We start from the raw sequence: 22,278 nt of genomic DNA on the forward strand, positions 1-22,278 counted from the left end.
GTGAGCCACCGATACGTGAGCAAGAGCCATCGGCACGTCAACAAGCGGACCGGCGTTCTCGTCGGCGGCGCGGCGACCGCCCTCCTGGCGGCGGCGATCGTGCTGCCGCAGGCCAACGCGAGTCCGGAGCAGCCGCGGTCACCGCGCACCTTCTCCTCCGAGTCGGCCGCACGGGTCGCGTCGTCGCTGAAGACGGACCTCGGCGCTGACCGGACAGCGGGCTGGTACCTGGACGCCGGGAAAGGGCGGCTCGTCATGAACGTCCTGTCGGCGGAGGACGCGAGGCGTGTCGAGGCGGAAGGGGCGGTGGCGAAGGTCGTACGGAACAGTATGAGTGAACTTCAGGCCGCGACACGGGCGTTGCGCGACAGCGCGGCCATACCCGGCACCGCGTGGTCCATCGACCCACGCACGAACCGCGTCTCGGTGACCGCCGATCGCACGGTCACCGGCGAAAAGCTGGCCGCCCTCACCAAGGCCGTCGAGACACTGGGCGGTGGTGTGGCGAGCGTGAAGCGGTCGTCGGGGGAGTTCCGGCGCTATGACGGCGGCGGAAGTGTGGGGGGAGCCGGCGGGGCCGGAGGGAGTGGCGACGGAGGAGTCGGGGGGAGTAGTGGGGGCGGTGGGGGTATCGGAGGCACCGACGGTGGGGCTGGAGGGGGCGATGGTGGTGCGGCCGGTGGTAGTGGCGGCGACAGTGGGGGAGGTGGCGGCGGGGGTGAGGGCGGCGCGTTGCCCGTAGGGGGCAGTGCCATCTTCGGGGGAAATGCTCGGTGCTCGCTGGGGTTCAACGTCACCGTTCAGGGTGCTCCGGCGTTTCTGACGGCGGGGCACTGCGGGAAGAGTTCCGCGACCTGGTCGGCCGATCAGGCGGGGACGCAGCGGTTGGGTACAGTGGCCGACGCCCAGTTCCCCGAGAACGACTTCGCCCTGGTGAAGTACGACGATCCGGGCGCCCGACCGGAGAGCGCGGTGGATCTCCAGAACGGCAGCAGGCAGCGAATAGCGCGGGCCGCGGAGGCCGCCGTGGGGATGCGGGTGCAGCGGTCCGGCAGTACGACCGGGTTGTCGGGCGGCACCGTCACCGGCCTGAACGCCACGGTGAATTACGGCAACGGCGACATCGTCAACGGGCTGATACAGACGGACGTATGCGCGGAGCCCGGAGACAGCGGCGGGGCGATGTTCTCCGAGGACGCTGCCGTGGGGCTCACCTCGGGCGGCAGTGGCGACTGCACACAGGGAGGGGAGACCTTCTTCCAGCCGGTGACCAAGGCTCTGGAGGCGACGGGCGCCGAGATCGGAGCGTCCAACGCTGGCAGCTAGGGCGTGTATCGGAAGTGGATCAATAGCTAGGCTGCGACAGTGGCCAACTCGCTGATCGATCCTGACGAATGGGTGCTTCGAGTCTCGCAAGCGCATGCCCGGGTGCTTGAACTGGTCGATCATCTCGATGACCGGCAGAAAGACGCACCTTCTGCCCTGCCGGGGTGGAGCCGGGGACATGTTCTCCAGCATCTCGCCGACAACGCCCGTGCCTTCGAGCGGCAGGCGCTGGCAGCTGTGCAGGGTGAGGTGGTCGACATGTATGACGGCGGCCAGGCAGGGCGCGACCGGTCCATCGAGCGGGGTGCGGCACGGCCCTTGGCGGAGCTGTATGAGGAACTCGAACTGGCGCAACGGGCTCTGGAAGATGTGTGGAGTCGGCTGACGGCAGCGGACTGGCGACGCGCGGTCCGGTTCCGCCGTGCCACGGTGCTGGATACCGCGCCGGCGCGGTGGCGGGAGGCCGAGATCCATGCCGTTGACCTCCGGGTCGGCTATCGCCCTCGCGACTGGTCGGTGGACTTCGCCCTGCACGCTCTGGACTTCCTGTCGGGGCGTACCCCGGCCGGTATGCGGCTGGTCTTGCGGGCCACGGACGAGGAGTTCACCCAAGTTCTGGGCAGAGGGAGGGCCGTTGAGGTCTCCGGAGCGGTGCGTGACCTTGCGGCCTGGATGGCTGGGCGCGGTGTCGATGCGGGCCTGAGCACGACCGACCCCCGCCTGCCGGAACTGGGGCCTTGGCCGCCCGATCCGGCAGATTGAGGGATCCGTCGGCGCGGGCCTGGAACGATCTTGCATCGTGGCGCGTGGAGTTCGGACCGTTGGGCCGGGGGTTCGAGCTGCCGCTGGCAGCGCATCTGAGTACGGCATAGGCACCACGCCATGGCCACCAAATGAATGACTGTGACCGGTACGGCGCGCCTCCCCAACCGACGGATGACGTAGTGCCGATATGGCGCACGCAGATCATGGCCAAGGCTTCCTGAGGTACGCGGACGCCCGCACCCTCGACCGTGCTTCTGCCGCCCCCCGAGCCGTAGCGCCCACCAGGTGCAGCTTCACGCCCTGATCAGATGCAGCTCCACGCCCCCGATAAAAGCCGGAACGCGAGCGGCTAAGCCCTCGATTCCTGCTTCCAGTCCTGGGCGAGGAGCCCCAGCAGCACCTCGTCCATGAATTCGCCCATCACCCACGCCGATGAGCGCAGTACGCCCTCGCGGACGAAGCCGTTGCGTTCGGCGGAGCGCAGCATTGCGGTGTTGTCCGAGAGTGTCTCGATCTGCAGGCGCTGTAGGCCGCGTACGACGAAACCGTAGTGGCACAGCACCGCGACCACGTCGGTGCCGTATCCCTTGCCGCGGCAGGCCGGCAGCAGGCCCAGTCCGACGTGCGCGGACCGGTTGTGGGTGTCGATGTCCCACAGCGTCGCCGATCCGATCAGCGTGTTGCCGTCCAGTTCGACCACGGAGAACGGGACGTGGCCCTGTTCCTTGTCGTCTACCACGAGCCGCGGGTCCTTCGAGCCGGGCGTGATCGGCCGCCATGGCCCGCCCTCGGCCCGCGACGAGTTGACCACGTCGTCGTACAACTCGGTTCGCAGGACCGGTATGTCGTCCTCGTGCCGGGCCCGCAGCCCGACCTTGTTGCCTCGTAGCATGCGAGTTTCCTATCCGACCGGGACGGCCGACGGCAATCCAATTGGGCACAGAGGCGGCCAGCCGTAAAGCCGGAGCCCAGCCCGCCCCGGCCTCCTTACCGCGTCTTCAGCTCCGCCGCCTTCGCCAATTCCACCTCCGCAAACCTGGCAAATCTCCGGGGCGGTCGGCCAGTCATGCGCTCGACCGTATCGGTGGTGCGGTCCTCCGCCCCCTCGGCAATGGAGCGGTCCAGGTCGGCCAGCAGCGCGGCGAAGTCCGCGGGTACGTCGGCGGCGAGGTGGTCGCGCACCTGCTGGACGCTGAGTCGCCGGTGGGTGACGGGCCTGCCGGTGACCTGGGTGATGATGGCGGCCACCGCGTCGTAGCTCAGGGCCTCCGGGCCGGTGAGTACCAGGTCGGTGTTGGGCGCGGTCCGGTCGGTCAGGGCGCGTGCGGCGACAGCCGCGATGTCGTCGGCGTCCACGAATCCGACGCGGCCGTCACCGGTCGCGGTGGCGATGACGCCGCCCGTACGGATGCTGCGGGCGTGCAGGTGGTCCCCGGTGAAGTTCTGCATGAACCAGGACGGCCGCAGCACGGCCCACTCGTCGAACAGTCCGGGAAGCGCGTCGTGCACCCGGCCGACGGCCGGGCCTCCTCGGGGGATGGCCGAGGAGCTGAGCAGCGCCACGCGCCGCACCCCGGCCGTGCGGGCCCGGTCGAGGAAGGGCAGCATGACGGCCGCCGGGTCCGGGTCCCCGATGGGCGGTACGAGGTAGAGGGCATCCGCGCCGCGCAGGGCCTCGGCGTACGTGGCCGGGTCGTACCAGTCGAATCGGGCCGGTCGGATGCCGCCCTGCGGAGTCGCCCGGCGCGCAGCCTCCCGCGGAGCCGCCCGGCGGCTCGCGGCCCGGACCTCGCAGCCCAGTGCGGCCAGTTGGGCCACCACCCGGCTGCCGGTGGTGCCGGAGGCGCCGATGACCAGGACAGTGGGGTGGTGGTGGTGCGTCTCGGCTGTGGTCATGAAGGGGTTCCTCACGGTGCGGTGGGCTCGGTGGGCGACGACTTCGCCGCATTCATGGAGGCCGGTACGGCGAGCGGGTTCCAGTAGTCGCGGTAGTGGGTGATGCGGCCGTTCCGGGCCGTCATGACGACGATGTAGGAGAGGTCGTACGGATCGCCGGTGGCCACGATGTGGCCGGTGGCTTGCATTTCGGCGATGACGGTGTCCGGGGCGTCGGTCAGGTGGATCTTCAGGTGGGGGATGTCGCGGAGATCGATGTGCTCCGTGTAGTCGCCCAGGTAGTCGGCCAGGGCAGCGCGCCCCACCAGCTTCGTCGGATAGCCGGGCGGCGCGAACGGAAACTCGACCAGCACATCGTCGGCGCACAGGGCGATCCAGCCGTCCATGTCCTTGGCCAGCAGCAGGCGCGTGGCGTGGTGGAACAGGTCGGCCGGGGAGAGCGGCCCGTAGGGGCGGCCGGATGCGGGGAGCTGCGCAGAAGGTGCGGGTGCGGGTGCCGAAGTGGGTGCGGATGCGGGTGCGGAATCGGGCATGAGGATCCCTTCCTCTACGATGTGGACCGCGGGTCCGTTTCAACCTGCGCACAACATACGGACTATCGGTCCGCTTATCAAGGGGTGACGTGGTGACCAGCAACGAGGCCGTGCGCGCACGCAAGGAACGCGTGGACGCCGTACGCAACCGGGAGGCCGTACTGGCCGCCGCCGACGACCTCTTCGCCCGCAGCGACAGCCCCCGCGGCGTGTCCATGGACGATGTGGCGGCGGCGGCCGGAGTGGGCAAGGGCACGCTCTTCCGCCGCTTCGGTGACCGCACCGGTCTGATCCGGGCGGTTGTCGAGGCGCGCATCGAGCCCCTGCGTCAGGCCGTCGAGGAAGGCCCGGCGCCGCTCGGGCCCGGCACTCCGCCGCGCGAACGCGTCCCCGCCCTGCTCGACGCCATCCTCGAATTCAAACTGGCCAACCGGCACCTCTCCCTGGCGCTGGAGGAGGCCGGCAGCGGCAGCCCGTATCAGACGGAGTACTACAGGTGGTGGCACACCACCTTGCGGCAGACCCTGGACCGCCTGCCCGGCCACGCCGACAGCGGCTTCACCGCACATGCCCTGCTGGCCGCCACCCGCGCCGACCTGGTCGAGCACCTGGCCGGTACGGAAGGGCTGACGGGTGAACGCGTGCGGGCGGACCTGGCGGCCCACGTGGCCAAGGTGTTGGGCGGGTAGCGGCTGTCAGGCCGTACGCGAGTCGTACGCCCCACTACCCCCGCAGGCACCCCACAGCCACCCCCGCATGCACCGCCGCCCCCACAGCCAGCGCCGCCTCGTCGTACACGACCCGGCTGGAGTGGTTGTCAGGGACCTGGCCGGGAGTCTGGCCGGGTGGGCAGGCGCCGAGGAACGCCATGGCTCCCGGTACGCGTTGCAGTACGAAGGCGAAGTCCTCCGCGCCCATGATCGGGTGCGGCAGCGTACGGACCCGCTCCGGGCCGAGCAGGGCGGTCGCCGCGCGGGTGACCAGTCCGGTGAAGTCCGGGTCGTTGCTCACCACGGGTGTGACGTCCGGCAGTTCCACGTCGGCGGTCAGGCCGTGGGCCGCCGCCACCCCGTCGGCCACCCGCAGGATGCCGTCGCGGACCGTCTTGCGGGTGGCGTCGGACAGGGTGCGGAAGGTGCCGGCGATCTCCGCCGTGTCGGGGATGATGTTGGACGCCGTACCGGCGGTGACGCGGGTGACGCTGAGTACCGCCGGTTCGAAGACGTTGACCGTACGCGTCACCATCGTCTGCAGTGCCTGGACGATCTCGCAGGCCACCGGCACCGGGTCGAGGCCGCGGTAGGGCGCGGCGGCGTGTGCGCCCCGGCCGCGTACGGTGATCCGCAGCATGTCCGCGGCGGCCGACTGCGGGCCGGGCCGCAGGTGGACGGTGCCCGACGGATGCCGGGTGGTGATGTGCAGGGCGAACGCCGCGTCCACCGGCCGGCCCTCCGGCGTCTCCAGCACCCCGTCCTCGATCATGGGCAGCGCGCCCTCGCAGATCTCCTCGGCGGGCTGGAACATGAACACCACCCGCCCCGCCAGCCGCTCCCGGCGCGCGGCGAGCAGCCGGGCCGCGCCGAGCAGCATGGCGGTGTGGGTGTCGTGCCCGCAGGCGTGCATGACGCCCGGTGTGGCGGAGGCGAAGTCGAGCCCGGTCTCCTCGGTCTGCGGCAGGGCGTCCATGTCGGCGCGCAGCAGGATCGTCCGGCCGGGCCGCGCGCCGGTCAGCGTGGCGGTGACGGAGGTGAGCCGGTCGCCCGGGACGACGGACAGCGGCAGGCCGGACAGTTCGCGCAGGACGGTCTGCTGGGTGCGGGGCAGGGTGGTGCCCAGCTCCGGCGCCCGGTGGATCTCGCGGCGTACGGCGGTGATCCGCGGCAGGAGCCGCCGGGCGTCTTCGAGGAGCGTGCTGTCGCGGTCGTCTCCCATGGGACCCATGATGAGATCGCGCCGCCCATACGGCCAGAGGGCCCTGCGGGCCAGGGCGGCGGCCGGGTGCGCGGACGCACGGCGGTGGTGCGCGGGCCGTACGTACGCTCCGTACGTGCCCGCGCGCCCCACGCCCCCCGTAGGCTAAGCCGCCGCCTTCCGCCCCGTACGCATCCGCGTCAGCACCAGGTGCGCCACGACGCCGAAGACCAGCCCCCAGAACGCCGACCCGATCCCCGCGATGGTGACGCCGGAAGCGGTGGCGAGGAACGTGATCAGTGCCGCCTCGCGGTCCTTCTCCTCCTTGACCGCGCCGGTCAGGCCCCCGGCCAGCGCGCCGAAGAGCGCGACACCGGCCACCGCCGCGACCAGCTCCTTGGGCAGGCCCGCGAACAGCACCACGAGCGTTGAGCCGAACGCACCGATCAGGAGGTAGAAGAAGCCGCAGGAGACACCGGCCACGTACCGGCGGCGCGGGTCGCGGTGTGCTTCGGGGCCGGTGCAGATCGCCGCGGTGATCGCGGCCAGGTTGATCGCGTGCGAGCCGAAGGGCGCCAGCGCCGTGGACGCCAGGCCCGTCGAGCCGATCAGCAGCCGGTCCTTGGGCTCGTAACCGGACGCGCTGAGCACCGCCATGCCGGGCGCGTTCTGCGACGCCAGGGTGGCGAGGATCATCGGTACGGCGATGCCGATGAGCGAGCCCACCGAGAACGCCGGAGTGGTGAACACCGGCTTGGCCAGCTCGATGTGGTCCACATGGATGTCCAGCCGCGAGGTGACCGCGCTGCACACCACCCCGGCGGCCAGCGCGAGCAGCACCGCGTACCGCGCGATCCAGCGCTTGGCCAGCAGGTAGACCACCAGCACCGCGCCGGCGATCCACGGCGCGGTCTTCAGCGATGTGAACACCCCGGTGCCGAACGAGAACAGGATGCCCGCGAGCATCGCCGACACCACCGCCGTCGGCACCTGCCGCATCAGCCGCCCGAACACGCCCGTCAGCCCGACGAGCGTGATGACGGCCCCGGTGACGAGGAAGGCGCCGATGGCCTCCGCGTACGAGTACGCGCCCAGGCTGGTGACCAGGAGCGCCGCGCCGGGGGTCGAGAAGGCGGTGATGACCGGCATACGGGTGCGCAGGCTGAGCGCGATGCAGGTGATGCCGCTGCCGATGGAGATGGCCCACACCCAGGAACTGGTCTGGGCGCGGTCCAGGTGGCCCGCGTTGGCGGCCGCCAGTACGATGACCAGCGGCCCCGAGTAGGACACCACCACGGCCACGAATCCGGCGAGCACCGCCGACAGCGAGGCGTCGCGGAACAGTTTCGGCCGTGCTGCCGGTGCGCCGTCCGGCGGCGGGCCACCGGTGGTGGTGGCGGTCCCGTCGCCGGTCGGCTGGGTGTGGGGGGTGGTGCCCGAACCGGTGGTGTCCGAGCCTGTGGTGCCCGGGCTTGTGGTGTCCGAGCTTGTGGTGTCCGAACTCAACGCTCTTCCTTTGCGGCGCGTTCCAGTGCCTGTTCCAGGTCGGCCACGAGGTCGGCCGCGTCTTCGAGGCCGATGGACAGGCGGATCATGTCCTTCGGGGAGGTGCTGCCCGGCCCCTCGAAGGTGTAACGGTGTTCCACCAGGCTCTCCACCCCGCCCAAGGACGTTGCCCGGATGAAGAGTTCGCAGTTCTCTGCCGTACGCAGGGAACGCTGCCAGTCGCCGTTGACGTGCAGGGACAGCATGCCACTGAAGCCGCCGCGCATCTGCCGGGAAGCGATCACGTGGCCGGGATCGGTGGGCAGCCCGGGGTATGCGACCCGGCTGACGTGCGGATGCTCGGCGAAGTGCTCGGCCAGCGCCTGCGCGGTGGCCGATATCTGCCGCATGCGCGGGAAGAGCGTACGGATGCCGCGCATCAGCAGGTACGTCTCCAGCGGGCCGAGGATCGGGCCGGTGAGCCGGCGGTGCAGGCGCAGCCGTTCCCACAGCGCCTCCCGGGCCTCGTCGGCCGCACCGTCGGGACGGGGCGCGGCGACGAGGAATCCGGCCACCACGTCCGTGTGGCCGTTGAGGTACTTGGTGCCCGAGTGCATGATCAAGTCGGCGCCCAGCTCGAAGGGCCGGGTGTGCACCGGTGTCGGCACGGTGTTGTCCACGGCAAACAGCGCCCCGGCGCGGTGCGCGATGTCGGCGCAGGCCGCGAGGTCGGTGACCAGCCACGTCGGGTTCGCCGGGGACTCCGCCCACAGCAGCGCGGTCGGCGCCGCCGCCACCGCGGCGGCCACCGCGTCCAGGTCGTCCATCGGCACGGATACGACATCGAGCCCGCGCGGGCCGCCGAACTCGGCGAGCCATTTGGTGAGCCCGAAGTACATGGTGCGCGGCACCACGACCCGCGCACCGGCGGGCAGCACCTGGAACACCGCGGTCGCGGCGGCCATGCCGGAGGAGAAGACCATCGCGTCCCGGCCGCCTTCGAGGCCCGCCACGACCTGTTCGACCTGCTCGTAGCCGGGCGTCCCCTGGTCGCGGAGGTACGCCAGCCCGGCGGGCGAGCGGTATCGCTCGTCGCGCGCGAACGTCGCGCCCAGCTCGATGGGCGGGGGAATGGACCCGGTGGCCGGCGAGCGCCAGCCGTCGCCCTGTGCGGCGCGGGTCGCCGGGCGGTAGTCCTGCCGCCAGGGGGTGAAGGTGTCACGGACGTTCATCAGGGCCTCGCAGTCAGCTGGTCGAGTGCGGTACGCAGGGCGAGTTCGGCGTCCCGCAGCGCGCGCGAAGGGGCGCCGGGGGACGGAACGTAGTGGTTGTAGTAGCTGGAGCCCTCGGTGTGCGGGCCGAGGAAGTACAGCCGGGGCTGCACGCTTCCGGCGGGGTCGATGCCGCAGCCGTCCCGGGTGACGTGCAGGCCGGTGGCGCTGCCCCCGCGCTGGGCGAGGGTGACGACCCGGCCGGCCGCGACGAGCGTGCCGAGCAGCGAGCCGGGCAACTGGTCGGCGGGCGGTTCGGCGACGTGCGCCGCCACCACATGATCGACCTCGACGGTCTCGGGCCGCTCCAGGCAGGTGGACTCCAGCCGCCAGGACGCGGCGTTGCCGGACGGGGCGAGGACCTTGGGGCGCGGCCCGGGGCCCAGCCGCAGGACCCCCGCGTCGAGCAGCGAGAGCAGTTCGGCGGAGCGGTCCAGCTGGGGGCCGATCACCAGCCGGTTGACGGTGGCGGTGAACGTGCCGAAGAACAGGTCCAGCGAGGCGTCGTCCAGCCCCGGCGGATCGACGACGGCGCGCAGCACGTCGCGGTGGTCGCGCAGCACCTCCAGGGACTCCTTGAGGGGGCTGCGGCCCAGTCCCGTACGGGCTTCGCCGAGGTCGTCCGCCACCTGGCCGGCGAACCACCGCGCGTACTCCTGCGTGTCGGCCCACGGGCCCTCCGCCGCCCGCACGCCGAGCACGCCCCGCAGGGGGTACGGCCCGTACCGCTCGCGGCTCTCCTTGAGCAGCGCCCGCCAGCCGGAGCGCTCGGCGCGGCGCGCGAACTCGGCGCCCGCCGCGGCGAAGTCGTCCAGCTGCCCGCCGGCCACCGTGCGGTAGTAGGCGAGCTCCATCTCGGCCTCGATCAGCGGCAGGACGTCCTCGGCGAAGTCCAGCCGGCCGCCGGGCCGGGCCGCCCGCCGCGCGTCGAGTGCCGCCTCGGTCAGTGCGAGCGGTACGAAGCGCAGCCGGCCGGGGTTGAGGTGCGGGCGGCTGCGGGACGGCAGGCCCGTACGGTTCGTCAGGACGATCAGCGGTTCCCGGCCGCCGGGTATGTACCGAAGACCGCTGCTTGCGGTGGATATCCGCTCGTGCCGGCCGCCGCGTCCGAGCGTCAGCGACGCGATGACGTCCATCGCGGTCAGCCCCATGCCGAGGACGGCCACCCGCTCACCTGGAGCGATGCCGTCGAGCACATCGGGCAGCGGGTAGGGCCGGGACACCAGGCGCGGTTCCGCCATGGTCCGCTCCGGGTGGTACAGGGAGTGGTGTCCCACGGTGACGAAGACCGCGTCGGCGTCGATGGCCGTGCCGTCCGGGAGCAGGACGCTCTCTCGCCCGGCCGCGCCCGGCCGGATGTCGAGCGCGGTGGACCGGTGCCACACCAGCCGCATGCATGCGGGCGCCGCGGCCCGGATCCGGTCGGTGGCCCAGGTCAAGTAGGTGTGCAGAAGCCGCCGGGGCAGGTAGTCGTTGGGTTCGATCTCCCGGCCCCGGCCTTCTCGTACGGTGTAGCCGTCGGCCGCCAGGCGCAGGTCGCGCGACCGGCACCATTCGTACAGGCCAGGGCCGGTCGTCGCGGTCGGGCCGTCCACCATGCGCGGATCGGCGAACGCGGTGACCTGCGAGCACACCGTGTTCAGCAGCAGGTGGTCGGGCTGGTCGGCGAGGTGGAACCCCGGGCCCGGCGGCTGGGGGTCGATGAGGTGGACGGTGACCGGGAAGGGCCGTTCCGTACAGTGGCTGACCAGGCGTTCCAGGACGCCCAGGCCGCGCGGGCCCATGCCGACGACGGCGAGGACGGGCGGGCGTTGTGTGGGTGCGGAAGTCACCACCGGCGCGTCTCCCCGAAGAAGTTGGGCACGCTGACGGCCGTACCGTCGGCGCGTGCCTGCTGGAGGGCGAAGGCGCCCACGGCCAGGTCGAGGACGCCGAGCCCGAACGGCGAGAAGATCACGGGCCGGTCCGCGGTGAGCTTCACCTGCTGGTCGAGCACCCCGGCCAGCGTCCCGGCCACGAAGTCGCGGTTGCCGGTGAGCTGTTCGGCCAGGTGGGGCGACGTATTGGCCTTCATGCAGTGCTCGACGTTGTCGAGGACGTTCTGCGCGCCCAGGATCACGTCCGGGGCCAGGTCGCGCAGCGAGATGTTCAGCACCAGCTGCCCGGCCTCGAACTGCCGGTGGACGTACGGCTCCAGCGCGGTCGTCGCGAACACCACGGTCTCCGCGTCCAGCGCCGTCTCCAGGTCACCGGTGACGGTCGCGGGGCGTCCCTGGGTGTCGCCGATGTGCCCGGCGAGCGCCCGGGCGGACGGTTCGTGCAGGTCGTGGACCACGTAGGCGTCCGGAGCGCAGCCGGCGGCGTGCAGGTAGTCGCAGATGTTGCGGGCGATGACGCCGCCGCCGACGACGCCGATACGGCTGCCCTCGTACCCGTCCGGGCGCAGGGCCGTCGCCGCGACGGCGGCCGAGGCCGCGGTCCTGGCGGCGCTGATGTTCGCTGCTTCCAGGATCGCGATCGGATAACCCGTCTCGTAGTCGTTCAGGATGAGCACGGCCGAGGCGCGGGGCACCCCGTTCTCCGTGTTGCGCGGAAAGCTGGATATCCATTTGATGCCGGCCATCTGGACGTCCGCGCCCAGGAAGGCGGGCAGCGCGATGATGCGCGAGTCCGGCTTCTCGGGGAACCGCAGGAAATAACTGTCCGGGTTGACCGTCGCACCGGCCTCATGACTGCGGTAGGTCCGGGCGACGAGGTCCAGGACCTCGCCGCGCCGGTCGCGCAGGATCTTCAGTACGGAGTCGCCCGGCACCACGTCGAAGGTGAACATGCCGAAAGTCCTGTTCTCAGGCGCGCGCCTGGTCCATTTCCGTTTCCGGATCGAGAAGGTGCGGCCAGCGTTCGGCCACCCATACGTCGTCGTAGAGCGTTTCGAGATACCGTTCCCCGAAGTCCGGGGAGAGCGCCGCGACGACGCTGCCCGGCGGAATGTCCGGAGCGGCTTTGCGTACCGCGGCCAGTACGGTGCCGGTGGAGCCGCCGAGCAGCAGCCCCCGCTGCCCGGCGAAGCGGCGGCACATCTCCACGGCCTCGTCCTCGGGGACGAGCACCACGTCGTCCACGAGTTTCTCGTCGAGGATCTCCGGGCGGCGGCTGGTGCCCAGCCCCGGAATGTGCCGCCGGGCCGCCGGGCCGCCGAAGGAGACCGACCCCAGGGAGTCGACCGCGATGACGCGGGTCGCCGGGCTGTGGTCGCGCAGGTACGCGGCGCAGCCCATGAGCGTGCCGGTCGTCCCGGCGCCGATGAAGGCGTAGTCGACCGGGCCGAGCGCCTCGACGAGCGCGCGCCCGGTCCGCTCCCGGTGGGCGCGCGGGCCGGCCGGATTGGCGTACTGATTCAGCCAGTACGTGTTCCGTTCCCGCCGCAGGCGTTCGTGGATGTAGTTGATGCGGGATTGCAGATAGCCGCCGTTGCCGTCGCGTACGTCGATCACCACGACCTCGGCGCCGAGTGCCTCCATGAGGCGCACGGACTGGGCGTTGGCGTTGGGATCGGTCACGCACGTCAGGGCGTACCCTTTCGCCGCGCATACCATGGCGAGCGCCACCCCGAGATTTCCGGAGGTGGATTCGATGAGCCGGGTGGCGGGAAAGGGACGGCCGGTGTTCTCGGCCTCGGCGACGAGCGCCACGGCCGTCTTGAGTTTCACCGAGCCGGCCGGATTGAGGCCCTCGATTTTCAGGAAGACCGAGCTTCCCGGTACCAGTTCGTCGGCCCGGATGAAGAGATCATCCGGGATCAGGTCGTACACTTCTTCTGCTATCACTGGAATCCAAGGTGCTGGAATGCGGGCATGCGCAGCTGCCGGATTCGTCCGGTGAAAACGCATGCGGAATCGTGGTCACACGTGGTGATCAAGGCATGCAGAAGAGTTGGAAGTTCCCCCGTTCCGTTCCCCCGTAGGCCGCCCCGTTGTCCCCCGTAGAACCGCGATGGCGACGCCTTGCCGAAAAGATACCTGTTGCTACAAGATCTTTTCCAGCGATCGCGGTGTTTGAAAAGTCAACTCCCGTGAATACCGGTGGCGGAACCGGCCGTTCAGCAGGGGAGGGGAGTCTCCGCTTCCGGGCGGTGCGCTCGGCGGAAGGAGGCGTACAGCCCAGTAAGGAGCGGGGTTGCGCCGTCATCTCGCCCGGCGGGGCGGGGTGTTGCGTCGACCCGGTGGGGCATCCTTCGGTCCCGCCCGGATTTTTGCTCATTGTTGACGCTTTGGGGGCGGATTTACGTGCCCCGGGGCGGACGGTGGTCTGCGGTGGCGCTCCCGTTCGCGCCTCCGGTCTCCCGCCCGGCGAGCTCGGCGAGCTGGCGTTGCAGACGCTCGGCCTCGTCCGAACGGTGCTGGGTCCGGTACAGCTCTAACGCCTGCTGCCAGGCTTCGGCGGCCTGCACGGCCTGGCCCAGGGCGGCGTGCGCCTGGCCGATGCCTTCGAGGAGCACGGCTTCGTGGAAGGTGTTGCCGATCTCGCGGAAGAGCGTCAGGGCGCGCCGGCCGTTCTCCAGTACGTCGGTGTACCGGCCCGTGCACAGGCCCAGGTAGGCGTGGACGCTCAGCGACAGGGCCTCGCCGTTGCCGTTGTCGTGGCGGCGGTGCAGCAGCAGCGCCTTGTCGCCGTAGGCCGCCGCCTGCTCGTAGTGGCCCAACTGCGCGGAATACCAGGCGGACTGGTTGAGCCCGCGGGCCTCCCACTCCTCGTCGCCGATCGTCTGGAACAGGCCCAGGGACCGGGTCGCGTGGTCCAGCGCGGGCCCGATACGGCCCTGCTGCCCCCAGGACCAGCCGAGCACGCGGTGCGTATGGGCCTGGCTCGGCAGGTCGTGGGCGCTCTCGGCCAAGGTCAGGGACTCCTGGAGATGTTCGAGCGCCTCGGTGTGCCGGCCCACCAGCGCGCAGGACTCGGCGAGCAGGCGGTGCGCCGGCGCCTGGGCGGCCGGATCGTCCAGGCGCAGGGCAGCGGTCAGTCCCGCCTGCGCGACGGCCACTTGATGGGGAAGAAGGCCGCGCCGCCAGTGGTACGTGTGGAGGGTAGGCGCCAGCTGCCACACCAGCGTGTGCCACTCACGCTCGACGGCCAGACGCTGAGCGGCCATCACACAGGGGTGCTCGACGTCCAGCCACGCCAGCGCCTTGGCCTTGTCATGCAGCGGGTGGGGCAGACAGCCCTGGGCGGGCGGGCTTAGGACGACCGACTCGCGGTGCGGATCGAGCAGCTGGTCAGCGGTGTGGGCCGTGTGCAGATAGAACTCCACCAGCCGCCGCAGCGCGCTGTCGCGGTGGTCCTCGGCCTGGTGGAGGTGGGCCTGGTCGCAGGCGTAGAGGCGGATCAGGTCGTGGAGCCGGTAGCGTCCGGGCGTCGGCTGGGACACCAGATGGGCGGTTTCCAGCTCCCGCAGCAGCGCGCGGACCCGAGCCGTCGGCAGCCCGGCCAGGGAAGCGGCGGCGGGCAGGCTGATGTCAGGGCCCGGTGCCAGGCCGAGCAGCCCGAACAGCACGGCCGCCTCGGAGGACAGCGCGTGGTACGAGGACGAGAACACGGCGCGCAGGTTCAGCGGGATCTCGCCGGCGTCCAGTTCGTCGAGCCGGGTCGCGTGGTCCCGCAGCTCCTCGGCGAGCACGCTCAGCGGGAAGCCGGGGTGGGTGGTGGCACGGGCGGCCACGATGCTCAGCGCCAGCGGCAACCCGTCGCAGCACGTCAGGAACGCGCGTACCGCCTCGGGCTCGGCGGCGATCCGCTCGGCTCCCAGGTGATCGGCCAGCAACTGGCGGGCCTCGGCCTCGGACAGCACGTCCAGGTCCAGGGAGCGGGCGCCGTGGGTGGTGACCAGCCCGGCCAGGTGACGGCGGCTGGTCACCAGCACCGTGCAGGCCGGACCGCCCGGCAGCAGCGGGGCCACATGGGCGGTGTCGCGGGCGTTGTCCAGCACGATGAGCATGCGCCGGTCGGCGACCAGGCTGCGGTAGAGGCCCACCTGCGCGTCAAGGTCGGGCGGTACGCCGGATGGGTCCACACCGAGGGCGTTCAGAAAGCCGCGGACCGCCTCCGCCGTGGGCATCGGTTCACCGAGCGGGGTGAAGCCCCTCAGGTCCACGAACAGCCGGCCGTCGGGGAACCGGTCGACGTGCTGATGTGCCCAGTACAGGGCGAGCCAGGTCTTGCCGATGCCGCCGGTGCTCCCGATCGCGGAGATCATCACGGTGGTGCCCGACTCCGCCGCCTCGTCCAGCGCGGCGGTCAGCGCGGTCAGTTCGCCGGTCCGGCCGGTGAAGCGGCGCGGTGCGGCGGGCAGCTGGTGCGGTACGGGCCCGCGCTCGCGTACGGGGTGCAGATGGACGTCTCCGTGGACGACGCCGGCCTGCACCACATGGCCCTCGACCGGCGCGGACACCTCGTTGCGCACACCGGCCACCATCGGGCCCCGGTCCCGGTTGTTCGAATCTTGTTCCGTCGTCACAGTCGCCACCACCTTCCACTGCCGTCACACCGAGTGGCTTCCCCAGTGTCGCGAGGCGCCGGAGCGGCGGATGGGAGCAGCGCGCATTCGTACCCATGTGAGTGAAGATCACGCCGAGCGCCCACGGCCAGCCCTAACGGCTTCTGAGCTGCACGTATGGGCCGAAAAAACGTTTGACGCGGGAGGGCGTCCGGTGATCGGGTAGCACCCCATGAGCCCAGGGCAGACGCCTCCCGGTCCGCACCCCGTCGACGACGGCCTCGTACGGCGGCTGGTCGCCGGGCAGTTCCCGCGATGGGCGGAGCTGCCGGTGCGGCGGTTCCCATCCGGAGGCACGGTCAACGCGATGTTCCGGCTGGGGGACGACATGGCCGTACGGCTGCCGCTGACGCGGGGCGGCGCCGCGGACGTATCGCTGGAACAGGAGTGGCTGCCCCGCCTCGCGCCCCGGCTGCCGGTGGCCGTCCCCGAGGCGCTCGCCGCCGGGGAGCCCGCCGAGGGATATCCGTGGCCGTGGTCGGTGTACCGCTGGCTGGCCGGGGAGAACCCGGTCGCTGGGGCGCTGGACGAACCCGTGTTCCTGGCCGAGGACCTGGCCGGATTCGTGGCGGCGATGCGGGGCGTCGCGCTGCCCGGGGCCCCGGCGGCTTACCGCGGCGGGCCGCTCGCCGCGCTCGACGCGCCGACGCGGGCGGCGATCGAGGAGCTGCGCGGAATCCCGGAGGAGGGCGTCGACTGCGATGCAGTGACCGCCGTGTGGGAGGACGCGGTGCGGGCCCCGGCCTGGGACGGCCCACCGGTGTGGCTGCACGCCGATCTGATGCCGGGCAATCTGCTGGTGGGCGGCGGCAGGCTGACCGCGGTGATCGACTTCGGGTGTACGGGGGCGGGCGATCCGGCCTGCGATCTGTTCCCGGCGTGGAACCTGCTGCCGGCCGGGGCACGGGAGGTCTTCCGCGAGGCGCTGGGCGTGGACGACGCGACGTGGGCGCGCGGCCGGGCCCGTACGCTCTCGCAGGCGCTGATCGCGCTGCCGTACTACCGGGAGACGAACCCGGCGATGGCGGGCAACGCCCGGCATGTGATCCGGGCGGTGCTGGAGGAGCGCTGAGGCCATCGAACACGCCCGCCCCGTCCGGCCGGCCGGGGCGGGACGGACGAGGCGGGCGGGAAGTCAGCCGTGCCGGGACGGGATCAGCAGCTCAGGTTGCCGCCGGTGCTCGTGCCCAGGATCTGGGTGAACTTCTGGTAGGAGTTGATCCGGCTCTGTACCTGACCGGGGTTGGCGCCGTTGCACTCCATGGAGCCGTTGATGCTGCGGATGGTCTCGCCGAAGCCGCGGTCGTTGACGATCGCGTCGTGCGGCGTCATCGAGCCCGGGCCGCGCTGCGTCATCCAGTACCAGATGCCCGTCTTCCAGGCCACGGCCGCGTCGTTCTGCACCAGGTTCGGGTTGTGCAGCAGGTCGATGCCGAGCGCGTCACCCGCCGCCTTGTAGTTGTAGTTCCAGCTCAGCTGGATCGGCCCGCGCCCGTAGTAGGCCGCCTGTCCGGCGGGACAGCCGTACGGCCGGTTCGGGTCACAGTAGTGCGGGTAATTGTTCGTGTCCTGCTCCACGATGTGGACCAGACCGCCCGTCTCATGGCCGACGTTGGCCAGGAAGGCGGCGGCCTCCCGCTTCTTGATCGTGTCGTTCCCGGTCTTGGTGAAGCCGGGGTACGCGCTCAGGGCCGCCTTCAGCCCGTTGTACGTGTAGAACCGGTTTCTGTTCGGGAACATCTGGTTGAACTGCGCCTCGCTCACCACGAAGTCGCCGGACGGGTTGGTCCCGCCGCCGCAGTTGTACGGCTCCCAGTACCAGGTGCTGATGACCGGGTCGTAACCCGGGTTGTCGTGCGTGGCCCGGTAGTACTGGCCGTTCGTGTACTTCACGATGTTGCCGGTGACATACGGCTTACCGGCCGTCCAGATGGTGAAGTTGCAGCTCGCGACGGACGCCGCGGCCCCGGAGACGGGCGCGGCGACGGCGTGCGGGGCGGCGGCGGACAGAGCGGTGACGCAGGAGGCGGCCGAGAGCACGGCGGCGACACGCTGTTTCAGCAACACCTGATCACTCCTCAGTGCGGCAGGGCCGCGTGGGATCGGCGACGGACGGTCCGACGCGCGACGGGCATCGAGGATCACGCTCCGCTTGGCGGACGCGATCGACAGGTGCAGGTACTCAACCCGTTTGGTCTGAACCAGTCAAGATGATGTACGGACAGGTGATTGATTGCTAGACGATTGACCAGAGTTCGCGAAGCGGCCACAGGAGAGCCCGTACGTGGGGGCGGGTTCAGGAGAGGTGCGTACGGTCGGCGGCTGCCGTTGTGGCAGCTCGTTGTCGACTCTTGGTGTGGAGCTCTCGTGAGAATGCTGAAGATCGACCTGGACGGGGTCGAGGGCGGCCAGGGCGTCACCGGTGTGCAGTCCAAGACGGTGAACTTCACCGTCGGCCGCTCGCAGGTCTCCACCGTCGACATGAACACGCAGACCATGACGGTGGTGCGGGACGGCAGGACGGTCAAGTCGATCCCGAGCACGGGCGGCGGCCCGAAGGCCCCGACCGGTCAAGTCCGGTCTGCGGGAGGCCGCGTGCGGTTGACGGCCCATGGCCGCCCGGGGCGTGGCGAGTCCGATGCCGCACACGGGGGAATGCGGCATCGGACCCACCGCACAACCTAGCCGCGAACAGCCGATCGAAAACGCCAACTTGCCGAAGTCGGCGAAGGTTGGCCGAACCCCTCGCCCTGACGGGTCCGCGGCAGCCGTGCGGGCGCCCCCGCTCAACTCCCCACATGCAGGACGATGACGCACGTGTCGTCCTCCGGATTGGTGTGCAGAACGGAGAGCAATGTCTCCAAATGCGCCTCGGGGTCGCCGTGCGCGCCTTGGCGGGCGGCGGACAGCAGCAGGTCCTCGCGGTTGCCGGACCGGTCGGAGCGGCGCTCGACCAGGCCGTCGGTGTAGAGGATCACGCGGTCGCCGGGGCGCAGCGTCAGCGTCTTGCACGCGTAACCGGGGTCCAGGCTGGCGCCCAGCGAGGTCCCGTCGTCGGTGACCAGCTCGGTGGCCCGGTCGCCGCGTACCAGGACGGGCGGTGGGTGACCGGCGCGGGCCCAGGTCAGGGTACGTCGCTGCGGATCGAAGTGGCCTACGGCCGCGGTCGCGTTGAGCGACTCGTCGTGGCCGTGGAAGGCGACGAGATTCAGACAGTCGAGGATACGGGCCGGGTCGGCGCCGGTGTACGCGATCCCGAGCAGCGCGTTGCGCAGCTGCGCCATGCCGGCGGCCGCCTGGAGGCCGTGCCCGAGCACGTCGCCGATGGCGATCAGTACCCGGCCGTCGGGCAACGGCGTGGCCTCGAACCAGTCGCCGCCCACGCGGGCGCAGTTCTCGGCGGGCTGGTACCGGATCGCCGCCCGCAGCCCCGGCAAAGTGGTGTGCGCCCGTGGCAGCAGCGCCAGTTGCAGCTCCTCCGCCATCCGCAGCTGTTGGCTCTCGGCCTCCCGCCGCGTCGCCTCCAGCGCCGCTTCGGTCCGCCGGACGTCGGTCACGTCCTGGACGACACCGCGCAGGGCCACGAGGTTGCCCAGGCTGTCGCGGAGCAGTTCGGCGCTGACGCTCACGTGGCGCGGGCCGTCGGAAGCGCGCGTACGGACCTCGAAGCGCACCGGTCCGGGGGCGCGGGCCAGTGACTGCACGGCCTTCACGACGGTCGGCAGGTCTTCCTCGATGACGTACCCGGACAGTGCGTCCAGCGGCAACGGGCCGAGTTCCGGCGGCCGTTCGAGGATGTCGTACATCCGCCGGGACCACGTCACGCCGCCGGTGGCCGGCTTCCACTCTGCCCAGCCGAGGTTGACCAGCCGCTCGTCGTCGTCGATCCGGGTGCTCGTGTGCGTCTGCCCGTCGTGGAACTGCCATGTCACCAGCAGGCCGCCGGCCGCACGCTGGGCCCGCACGCTCAGTACGGCCGGACGCGTGACGCCCTGGAAGGGCTCCTCGTACGAGAACGGTCCCCGGTCGAGCGGGACGCCGGTCTCCAGGACCGCCACATACGCGTCGAAGATCCCGGAAAGGATCATGCCGGGGAAGGTTTCCAGCAGCCGGCTGCCGGTGATCTGGTCCGGCGTGCGGCCCAGGATGTCGATGGCGCGTGCGTTGCAGCGCTCTATCGTGAACTCCACGACCCGGCCGAGCCCGTCGCGCAGTGGGCGGAGCAGCGCGGCCGGTACGGGAACCGCGTCGATGACCGCGTCCAGCCAGGCCGTCCGTACGCCCTCGTCCGGCGGCTTCAGGGCGGCCAGCCCGCGCAGCCGCTGCCCGGCGCGGTCGGCCAGCGCCTCCAGCCGGTCGCGGGCCGTGGGCGCCGGGCGCTCGGGGCCGGACCAGATGACGCTGACCACGCACACCGCGGTGCCCGGTCTGCCGCCGTTTCCGGGGGCGCGGGGCCCGCCCGGCCGGTCGCGGCCCGCCGACACCCAGGTCAGGCTGCGGTCACCGGCCTCGTCGTCGAGCCATACCTGCTGGTCCGCCGCGGACATCCGGGCCAGCGGGAGTATGCAGTGCAGAGGTATCTGCGACCAGTCGCTGTCCGTCCGTGCCGCCGACCCGGCGGCCCCGCTCGTCCGGAGTCCGCCGTCCTCGTCCACGACGGCCAGCAGCACCGCCGTGGCGCCGGTTTCCTCGGTCCGCTCAAGGAGCTGTTGCGCCAGCTCGACGGGGTTACGGGCGGCCGCCAGGTCCGCCGTGCCGTCGTACGGCCCGAAGTCGTGCGGGACCGTTCCCGCACGGGCCTTCACTCCGGTGGTCCGGATGGCGCGGTCCTCGACGGCCCCGGTCAGGCGGCCGGCGCCGTACACCGTCCGGGCGGAGGGCAGCAGGCCGGGGGCATCCGCCGCCGGGGTGCCCAGCAGGCCGCTCGCGCAGGCGCGGGCCTGGGCTTCGTCGCACCCCAGGTGCTTGATCAGAAGTTCCTCGACACGTACGGCACTCAACGCGGCCCCGGGCGCGCGTCCGCTCTCCTCCGGGCGGGAACCGGTCGCACCGCTGTCACACCGGACCATGGCACCTCGTCGTTTCCTCGACGGCACCCGTGGCCGCCCCACGGGTTCTCCGGACAGCGCGCGGACGGCATGTCCGCACCCGGCCGGTCGGAGGAGCCTGCCTCATGACCGCTGTTGTCTATCAGGGCGCAGGCGATCACCGCCGGATGTGACCGGTACTGCCCGATGACGTTGCCGCTCTGTGCCCGAGCGCAAGAAGCCGAGCACGGTTTGACCGTTGTGGATCGGATAGGGGGGCGAGGGACGTGACGGCGCCGTGGGCGATCCGTACCGCACTCCGGAAACATCACGCAATTTGTGTTAATAATGCTGGAGAGATCTGCTAAGAATGCTGGGCGACCGTCATCCGTACGCCCCGCCCGCCGACTCCCGAGGGACGCCGCCATGCCCGCTCCGCTGCCCGACCACGTCCCCGCAACCATGCGTGCCGCCGTCCTGCACGCGCCCAAGGACCTGCGGATCGAGGAGCGGCCGGTGCCGCGCCCCGGGCCGGGGCAGGTGCTGGTCCGCGTCGAAGCCGTCGGCATCTGCGGCTCGGACGTGCACTACTACGAGCACGGGCGGATCGGCGACTTCGTCGTCCGCGCCCCGATGGTCCTCGGCCACGAGCCCGGCGGCACGGTCGTCGCCCTCGGCCCCGGCGCCACCCGCCATCGGCCGGGACAGGTGGTCTCCCTGGAACCCGGCGTACCGTGCGGCACCTGCGGGCAGTGCCGCCACGGCCGCTACAACCTGTGCCCCGACGTGTCCTTCTACGCCACCCCGCCGGTCGACGGCGCGCTGTGCGAGTACGTCGCCATCGACGAGCACTTCGCCCACGCCGTCCCCGACACCCTGACCGCCGAGACCGCCGCCCTGCTGGAGCCGCTGTCCGTCGGCGTGTGGGCGGCGCGCAAGGGACGGATCGGGCCCGGCGCGCGGGTGCTGGTCACCGGGGCCGGGCCGATCGGGCTCGTCGCCGTCCAGACGGCCCGCACTTTCGGTGCCGTCGAGGTCGTCGTCACCGACATCGCCCCCGAACGGCTCGATCTGGCGCGAGAGTTGGGCGCCACCGCCACGGTGGACGTACGCAGCACCCGGCTCGCCGACACCGGCTACGAACCCGACGTCCTCCTGGAGTGCTCCGGCGTCCCGGCCGTCGCCGACGAGGCGATCCGCTCCGTCGGGCGCGCGGGCCGGGCGGTGCTGGTCGGCATGGGCGGCGACACCGTGCCGCTGCCGCTGGCCCATGTGCAAAACTTCGAGATCGAGGTCACCGGGACCTTCCGGTACGCCAACACCTGGCCGGCCGCCATCGCGCTGGCCGCCTCCGGCGACGTACGGCTCGACCGGCTGGTCTCCCACCGGTACGGCCTGGCGGATGCGGAGCAGGCGCTCACCGCGGCCGCCCGGGACCGTACGACGATCAAGCCCGTGGTGTGCCCGCGGTCCGGCTGAGCGCCGGGCACCACGGCACGGAGAAGGAGGAGCGC

The 22,278-nt window shown here is 71.4% G+C and carries 17 protein-coding genes and 1 pseudogene; 6 read left to right on the top strand and 12 right to left on the bottom strand.

The window, feature by feature from the left end; translation table 11 throughout:
* Positions 1–15: 15 nt before the first annotated feature.
* Together CP984_RS37470 and CP984_RS37475 are read left to right on the top strand one after the other, a co-directional pair.
* Complete coding sequence (locus CP984_RS37470; RefSeq protein WP_306464362.1) at positions 16–1,326, top strand: S1 family peptidase; 1,311 nt, start codon at positions 16–18, stop codon at positions 1,324–1,326.
* Positions 1,327–1,365: 39 nt separating this feature from the next.
* A complete protein-coding gene (locus CP984_RS37475) occupies positions 1,366–2,088 on the top strand; it encodes a maleylpyruvate isomerase family mycothiol-dependent enzyme (RefSeq protein WP_030177662.1) in 723 nt (240 codons plus the stop codon).
* 352 nt (positions 2,089–2,440) lie between these two features.
* Here CP984_RS37475 and CP984_RS37480 read toward each other — a convergent pair whose 3' ends face one another.
* The 3 genes from CP984_RS37480 to CP984_RS37490 all read right to left on the bottom strand — a co-directional run bounded on the left by CP984_RS37480 (position 2,441) and on the right by CP984_RS37490 (position 4,520).
* Positions 2,441–2,983 carry a GNAT family N-acetyltransferase gene (locus CP984_RS37480; RefSeq protein WP_003983076.1) on the bottom strand — a complete coding sequence of 181 codons (543 nt, stop codon included), beginning with the start codon at positions 2,981–2,983 and terminating at the stop codon, positions 2,441–2,443.
* Positions 2,984–3,078: 95 nt separating this feature from the next.
* The gene (locus CP984_RS37485) at positions 3,079–3,987 is read right to left on the bottom strand and encodes an NmrA family NAD(P)-binding protein (protein WP_003983075.1); all 909 of its coding nucleotides are present in this window, start codon (positions 3,985–3,987) and stop codon (positions 3,079–3,081) included.
* Between the two features lie 11 nt (positions 3,988–3,998).
* Positions 3,999–4,520, bottom strand: coding sequence for a nuclear transport factor 2 family protein (locus tag CP984_RS37490; protein WP_003983074.1), 522 nt, complete (start codon positions 4,518–4,520; stop codon positions 3,999–4,001).
* Positions 4,521–4,630: 110 nt separating this feature from the next.
* Between CP984_RS37490 and CP984_RS37495 the strand changes: the two genes are divergently transcribed.
* On the top strand, positions 4,631–5,209 hold the full coding sequence (locus tag CP984_RS37495) for a TetR/AcrR family transcriptional regulator (RefSeq protein WP_030177660.1): 579 nt from the start codon (positions 4,631–4,633) through the stop codon (positions 5,207–5,209).
* 34 nt (positions 5,210–5,243) lie between these two features.
* Here CP984_RS37495 and CP984_RS37500 read toward each other — a convergent pair whose 3' ends face one another.
* The 7 genes from CP984_RS37500 to CP984_RS37530 form a co-directional block, all read right to left on the bottom strand.
* A complete protein-coding gene (locus tag CP984_RS37500) occupies positions 5,244–6,452 on the bottom strand; it encodes a M20 metallopeptidase family protein (protein WP_100246608.1) in 1,209 nt (402 codons plus the stop codon).
* 144 nt (positions 6,453–6,596) lie between these two features.
* Positions 6,597–7,937 (bottom strand): benzoate/H(+) symporter BenE family transporter, encoded by a 1,341-nt coding sequence (locus CP984_RS37505; RefSeq protein WP_003983071.1) that lies wholly within the window; start codon positions 7,935–7,937, stop codon positions 6,597–6,599.
* The gene (locus CP984_RS37510) at positions 7,934–9,148 is read right to left on the bottom strand and encodes a trans-sulfuration enzyme family protein (RefSeq protein WP_030177649.1); all 1,215 of its coding nucleotides are present in this window, start codon (positions 9,146–9,148) and stop codon (positions 7,934–7,936) included. The genes CP984_RS37505 and CP984_RS37510 overlap by 4 nt, the downstream gene beginning before the upstream one ends.
* The gene (locus CP984_RS37515) at positions 9,148–11,019 is read right to left on the bottom strand and encodes an FAD/NAD(P)-binding protein (protein WP_226048746.1); all 1,872 of its coding nucleotides are present in this window, start codon (positions 11,017–11,019) and stop codon (positions 9,148–9,150) included. The genes CP984_RS37510 and CP984_RS37515 overlap by 1 nt, the downstream gene beginning before the upstream one ends.
* A complete protein-coding gene (sbnB, locus tag CP984_RS37520; RefSeq protein ID WP_003985280.1) occupies positions 11,016–12,017 on the bottom strand; it encodes a 2,3-diaminopropionate biosynthesis protein SbnB in 1,002 nt (333 codons plus the stop codon). The genes CP984_RS37515 and sbnB overlap by 4 nt, the downstream gene beginning before the upstream one ends.
* Positions 12,018–12,033: 16 nt before the next feature.
* Entirely contained in the window at positions 12,034–12,999 is a 966-nt protein-coding gene (sbnA, locus tag CP984_RS37525; RefSeq protein ID WP_003985281.1) for a 2,3-diaminopropionate biosynthesis protein SbnA, read from the bottom strand.
* 470 nt (positions 13,000–13,469) lie between these two features.
* Positions 13,470–15,698, bottom strand: a complete 2,229-nt coding sequence (locus CP984_RS37530) for an ATP-binding protein (protein WP_003985282.1) — start codon at positions 15,696–15,698, stop codon at positions 13,470–13,472.
* A 211-nt stretch (positions 15,699–15,909) separates the two neighbouring features.
* On the opposite strand from CP984_RS37530, the gene CP984_RS37535 reads away from it, so the two are divergent.
* The gene (locus CP984_RS37535; protein WP_003985283.1) at positions 15,910–16,809 is read left to right on the top strand and encodes an aminoglycoside phosphotransferase family protein; all 900 of its coding nucleotides are present in this window, start codon (positions 15,910–15,912) and stop codon (positions 16,807–16,809) included.
* A gap of 83 nt (positions 16,810–16,892) precedes the next feature.
* On the opposite strand, the gene CP984_RS37540 is transcribed toward CP984_RS37535, so the two are convergent.
* Positions 16,893–17,801: a glycoside hydrolase family 19 protein gene (locus tag CP984_RS37540; protein ID WP_030177644.1), complete on the bottom strand. Its 909-nt coding sequence runs from the start codon at positions 17,799–17,801 to the stop codon at positions 16,893–16,895.
* 312 nt (positions 17,802–18,113) lie between these two features.
* Between CP984_RS37540 and CP984_RS37545 the strand changes: the two are divergent.
* Positions 18,114–18,305 (top strand): annotated as a pseudogene (locus CP984_RS37545) (hypothetical protein); the annotation flags it as partial.
* A 218-nt stretch (positions 18,306–18,523) separates the two neighbouring features.
* On the opposite strand, the gene CP984_RS37550 reads toward CP984_RS37545, so the two are convergent.
* Positions 18,524–20,737 (bottom strand): PP2C family protein-serine/threonine phosphatase, encoded by a 2,214-nt coding sequence (locus tag CP984_RS37550; protein ID WP_129820917.1) that lies wholly within the window; start codon positions 20,735–20,737, stop codon positions 18,524–18,526.
* Between the two features lie 453 nt (positions 20,738–21,190).
* On the opposite strand from CP984_RS37550, the gene CP984_RS37555 reads away from it, so the two are divergent.
* Positions 21,191–22,243: an NAD(P)-dependent alcohol dehydrogenase gene (locus CP984_RS37555; RefSeq protein WP_003985287.1), complete on the top strand. Its 1,053-nt coding sequence runs from the start codon at positions 21,191–21,193 to the stop codon at positions 22,241–22,243.
* Positions 22,244–22,278: the final 35 nt, after the last annotated feature.

It is taken from the genome of Streptomyces rimosus (assembly GCF_008704655.1).
In the GTDB taxonomy this organism is placed as follows: Bacteria; Actinomycetota; Actinomycetes; order Streptomycetales; family Streptomycetaceae; genus Streptomyces; species Streptomyces rimosus.

What these genes read in the sequence shown, in the direction of transcription:
- CP984_RS37480 (WP_003983076.1), bottom strand. Translation starts at nt 2,983, where the DNA reads ATGCTACGAGGCAACAAGGTCGGGCTGCGGGCCCGGCACGAGGACGAC.
- CP984_RS37485 (WP_003983075.1), bottom strand. Translation starts at nt 3,987, where the DNA reads ATGACCACAGCCGAGACGCACCACCACCACCCCACTGTCCTGGTCATC.
- CP984_RS37490 (WP_003983074.1), bottom strand. Translation starts at nt 4,520, where the DNA reads ATGCCCGATTCCGCACCCGCATCCGCACCCACTTCGGCACCCGCACCC.
- CP984_RS37500 (WP_100246608.1), bottom strand. Translation starts at nt 6,452, where the DNA reads ATGGGAGACGACCGCGACAGCACGCTCCTCGAAGACGCCCGGCGGCTC.
- CP984_RS37510 (WP_030177649.1), bottom strand. Translation starts at nt 9,148, where the DNA reads ATGAACGTCCGTGACACCTTCACCCCCTGGCGGCAGGACTACCGCCCG.
- sbnB (WP_003985280.1), bottom strand. Translation starts at nt 12,017, where the DNA reads ATGTTCACCTTCGACGTGGTGCCGGGCGACTCCGTACTGAAGATCCTG.
- CP984_RS37535 (WP_003985283.1), top strand. Translation starts at nt 15,910, where the DNA reads ATGAGCCCAGGGCAGACGCCTCCCGGTCCGCACCCCGTCGACGACGGC.
- CP984_RS37555 (WP_003985287.1), top strand. Translation starts at nt 21,191, where the DNA reads ATGCCCGCTCCGCTGCCCGACCACGTCCCCGCAACCATGCGTGCCGCC.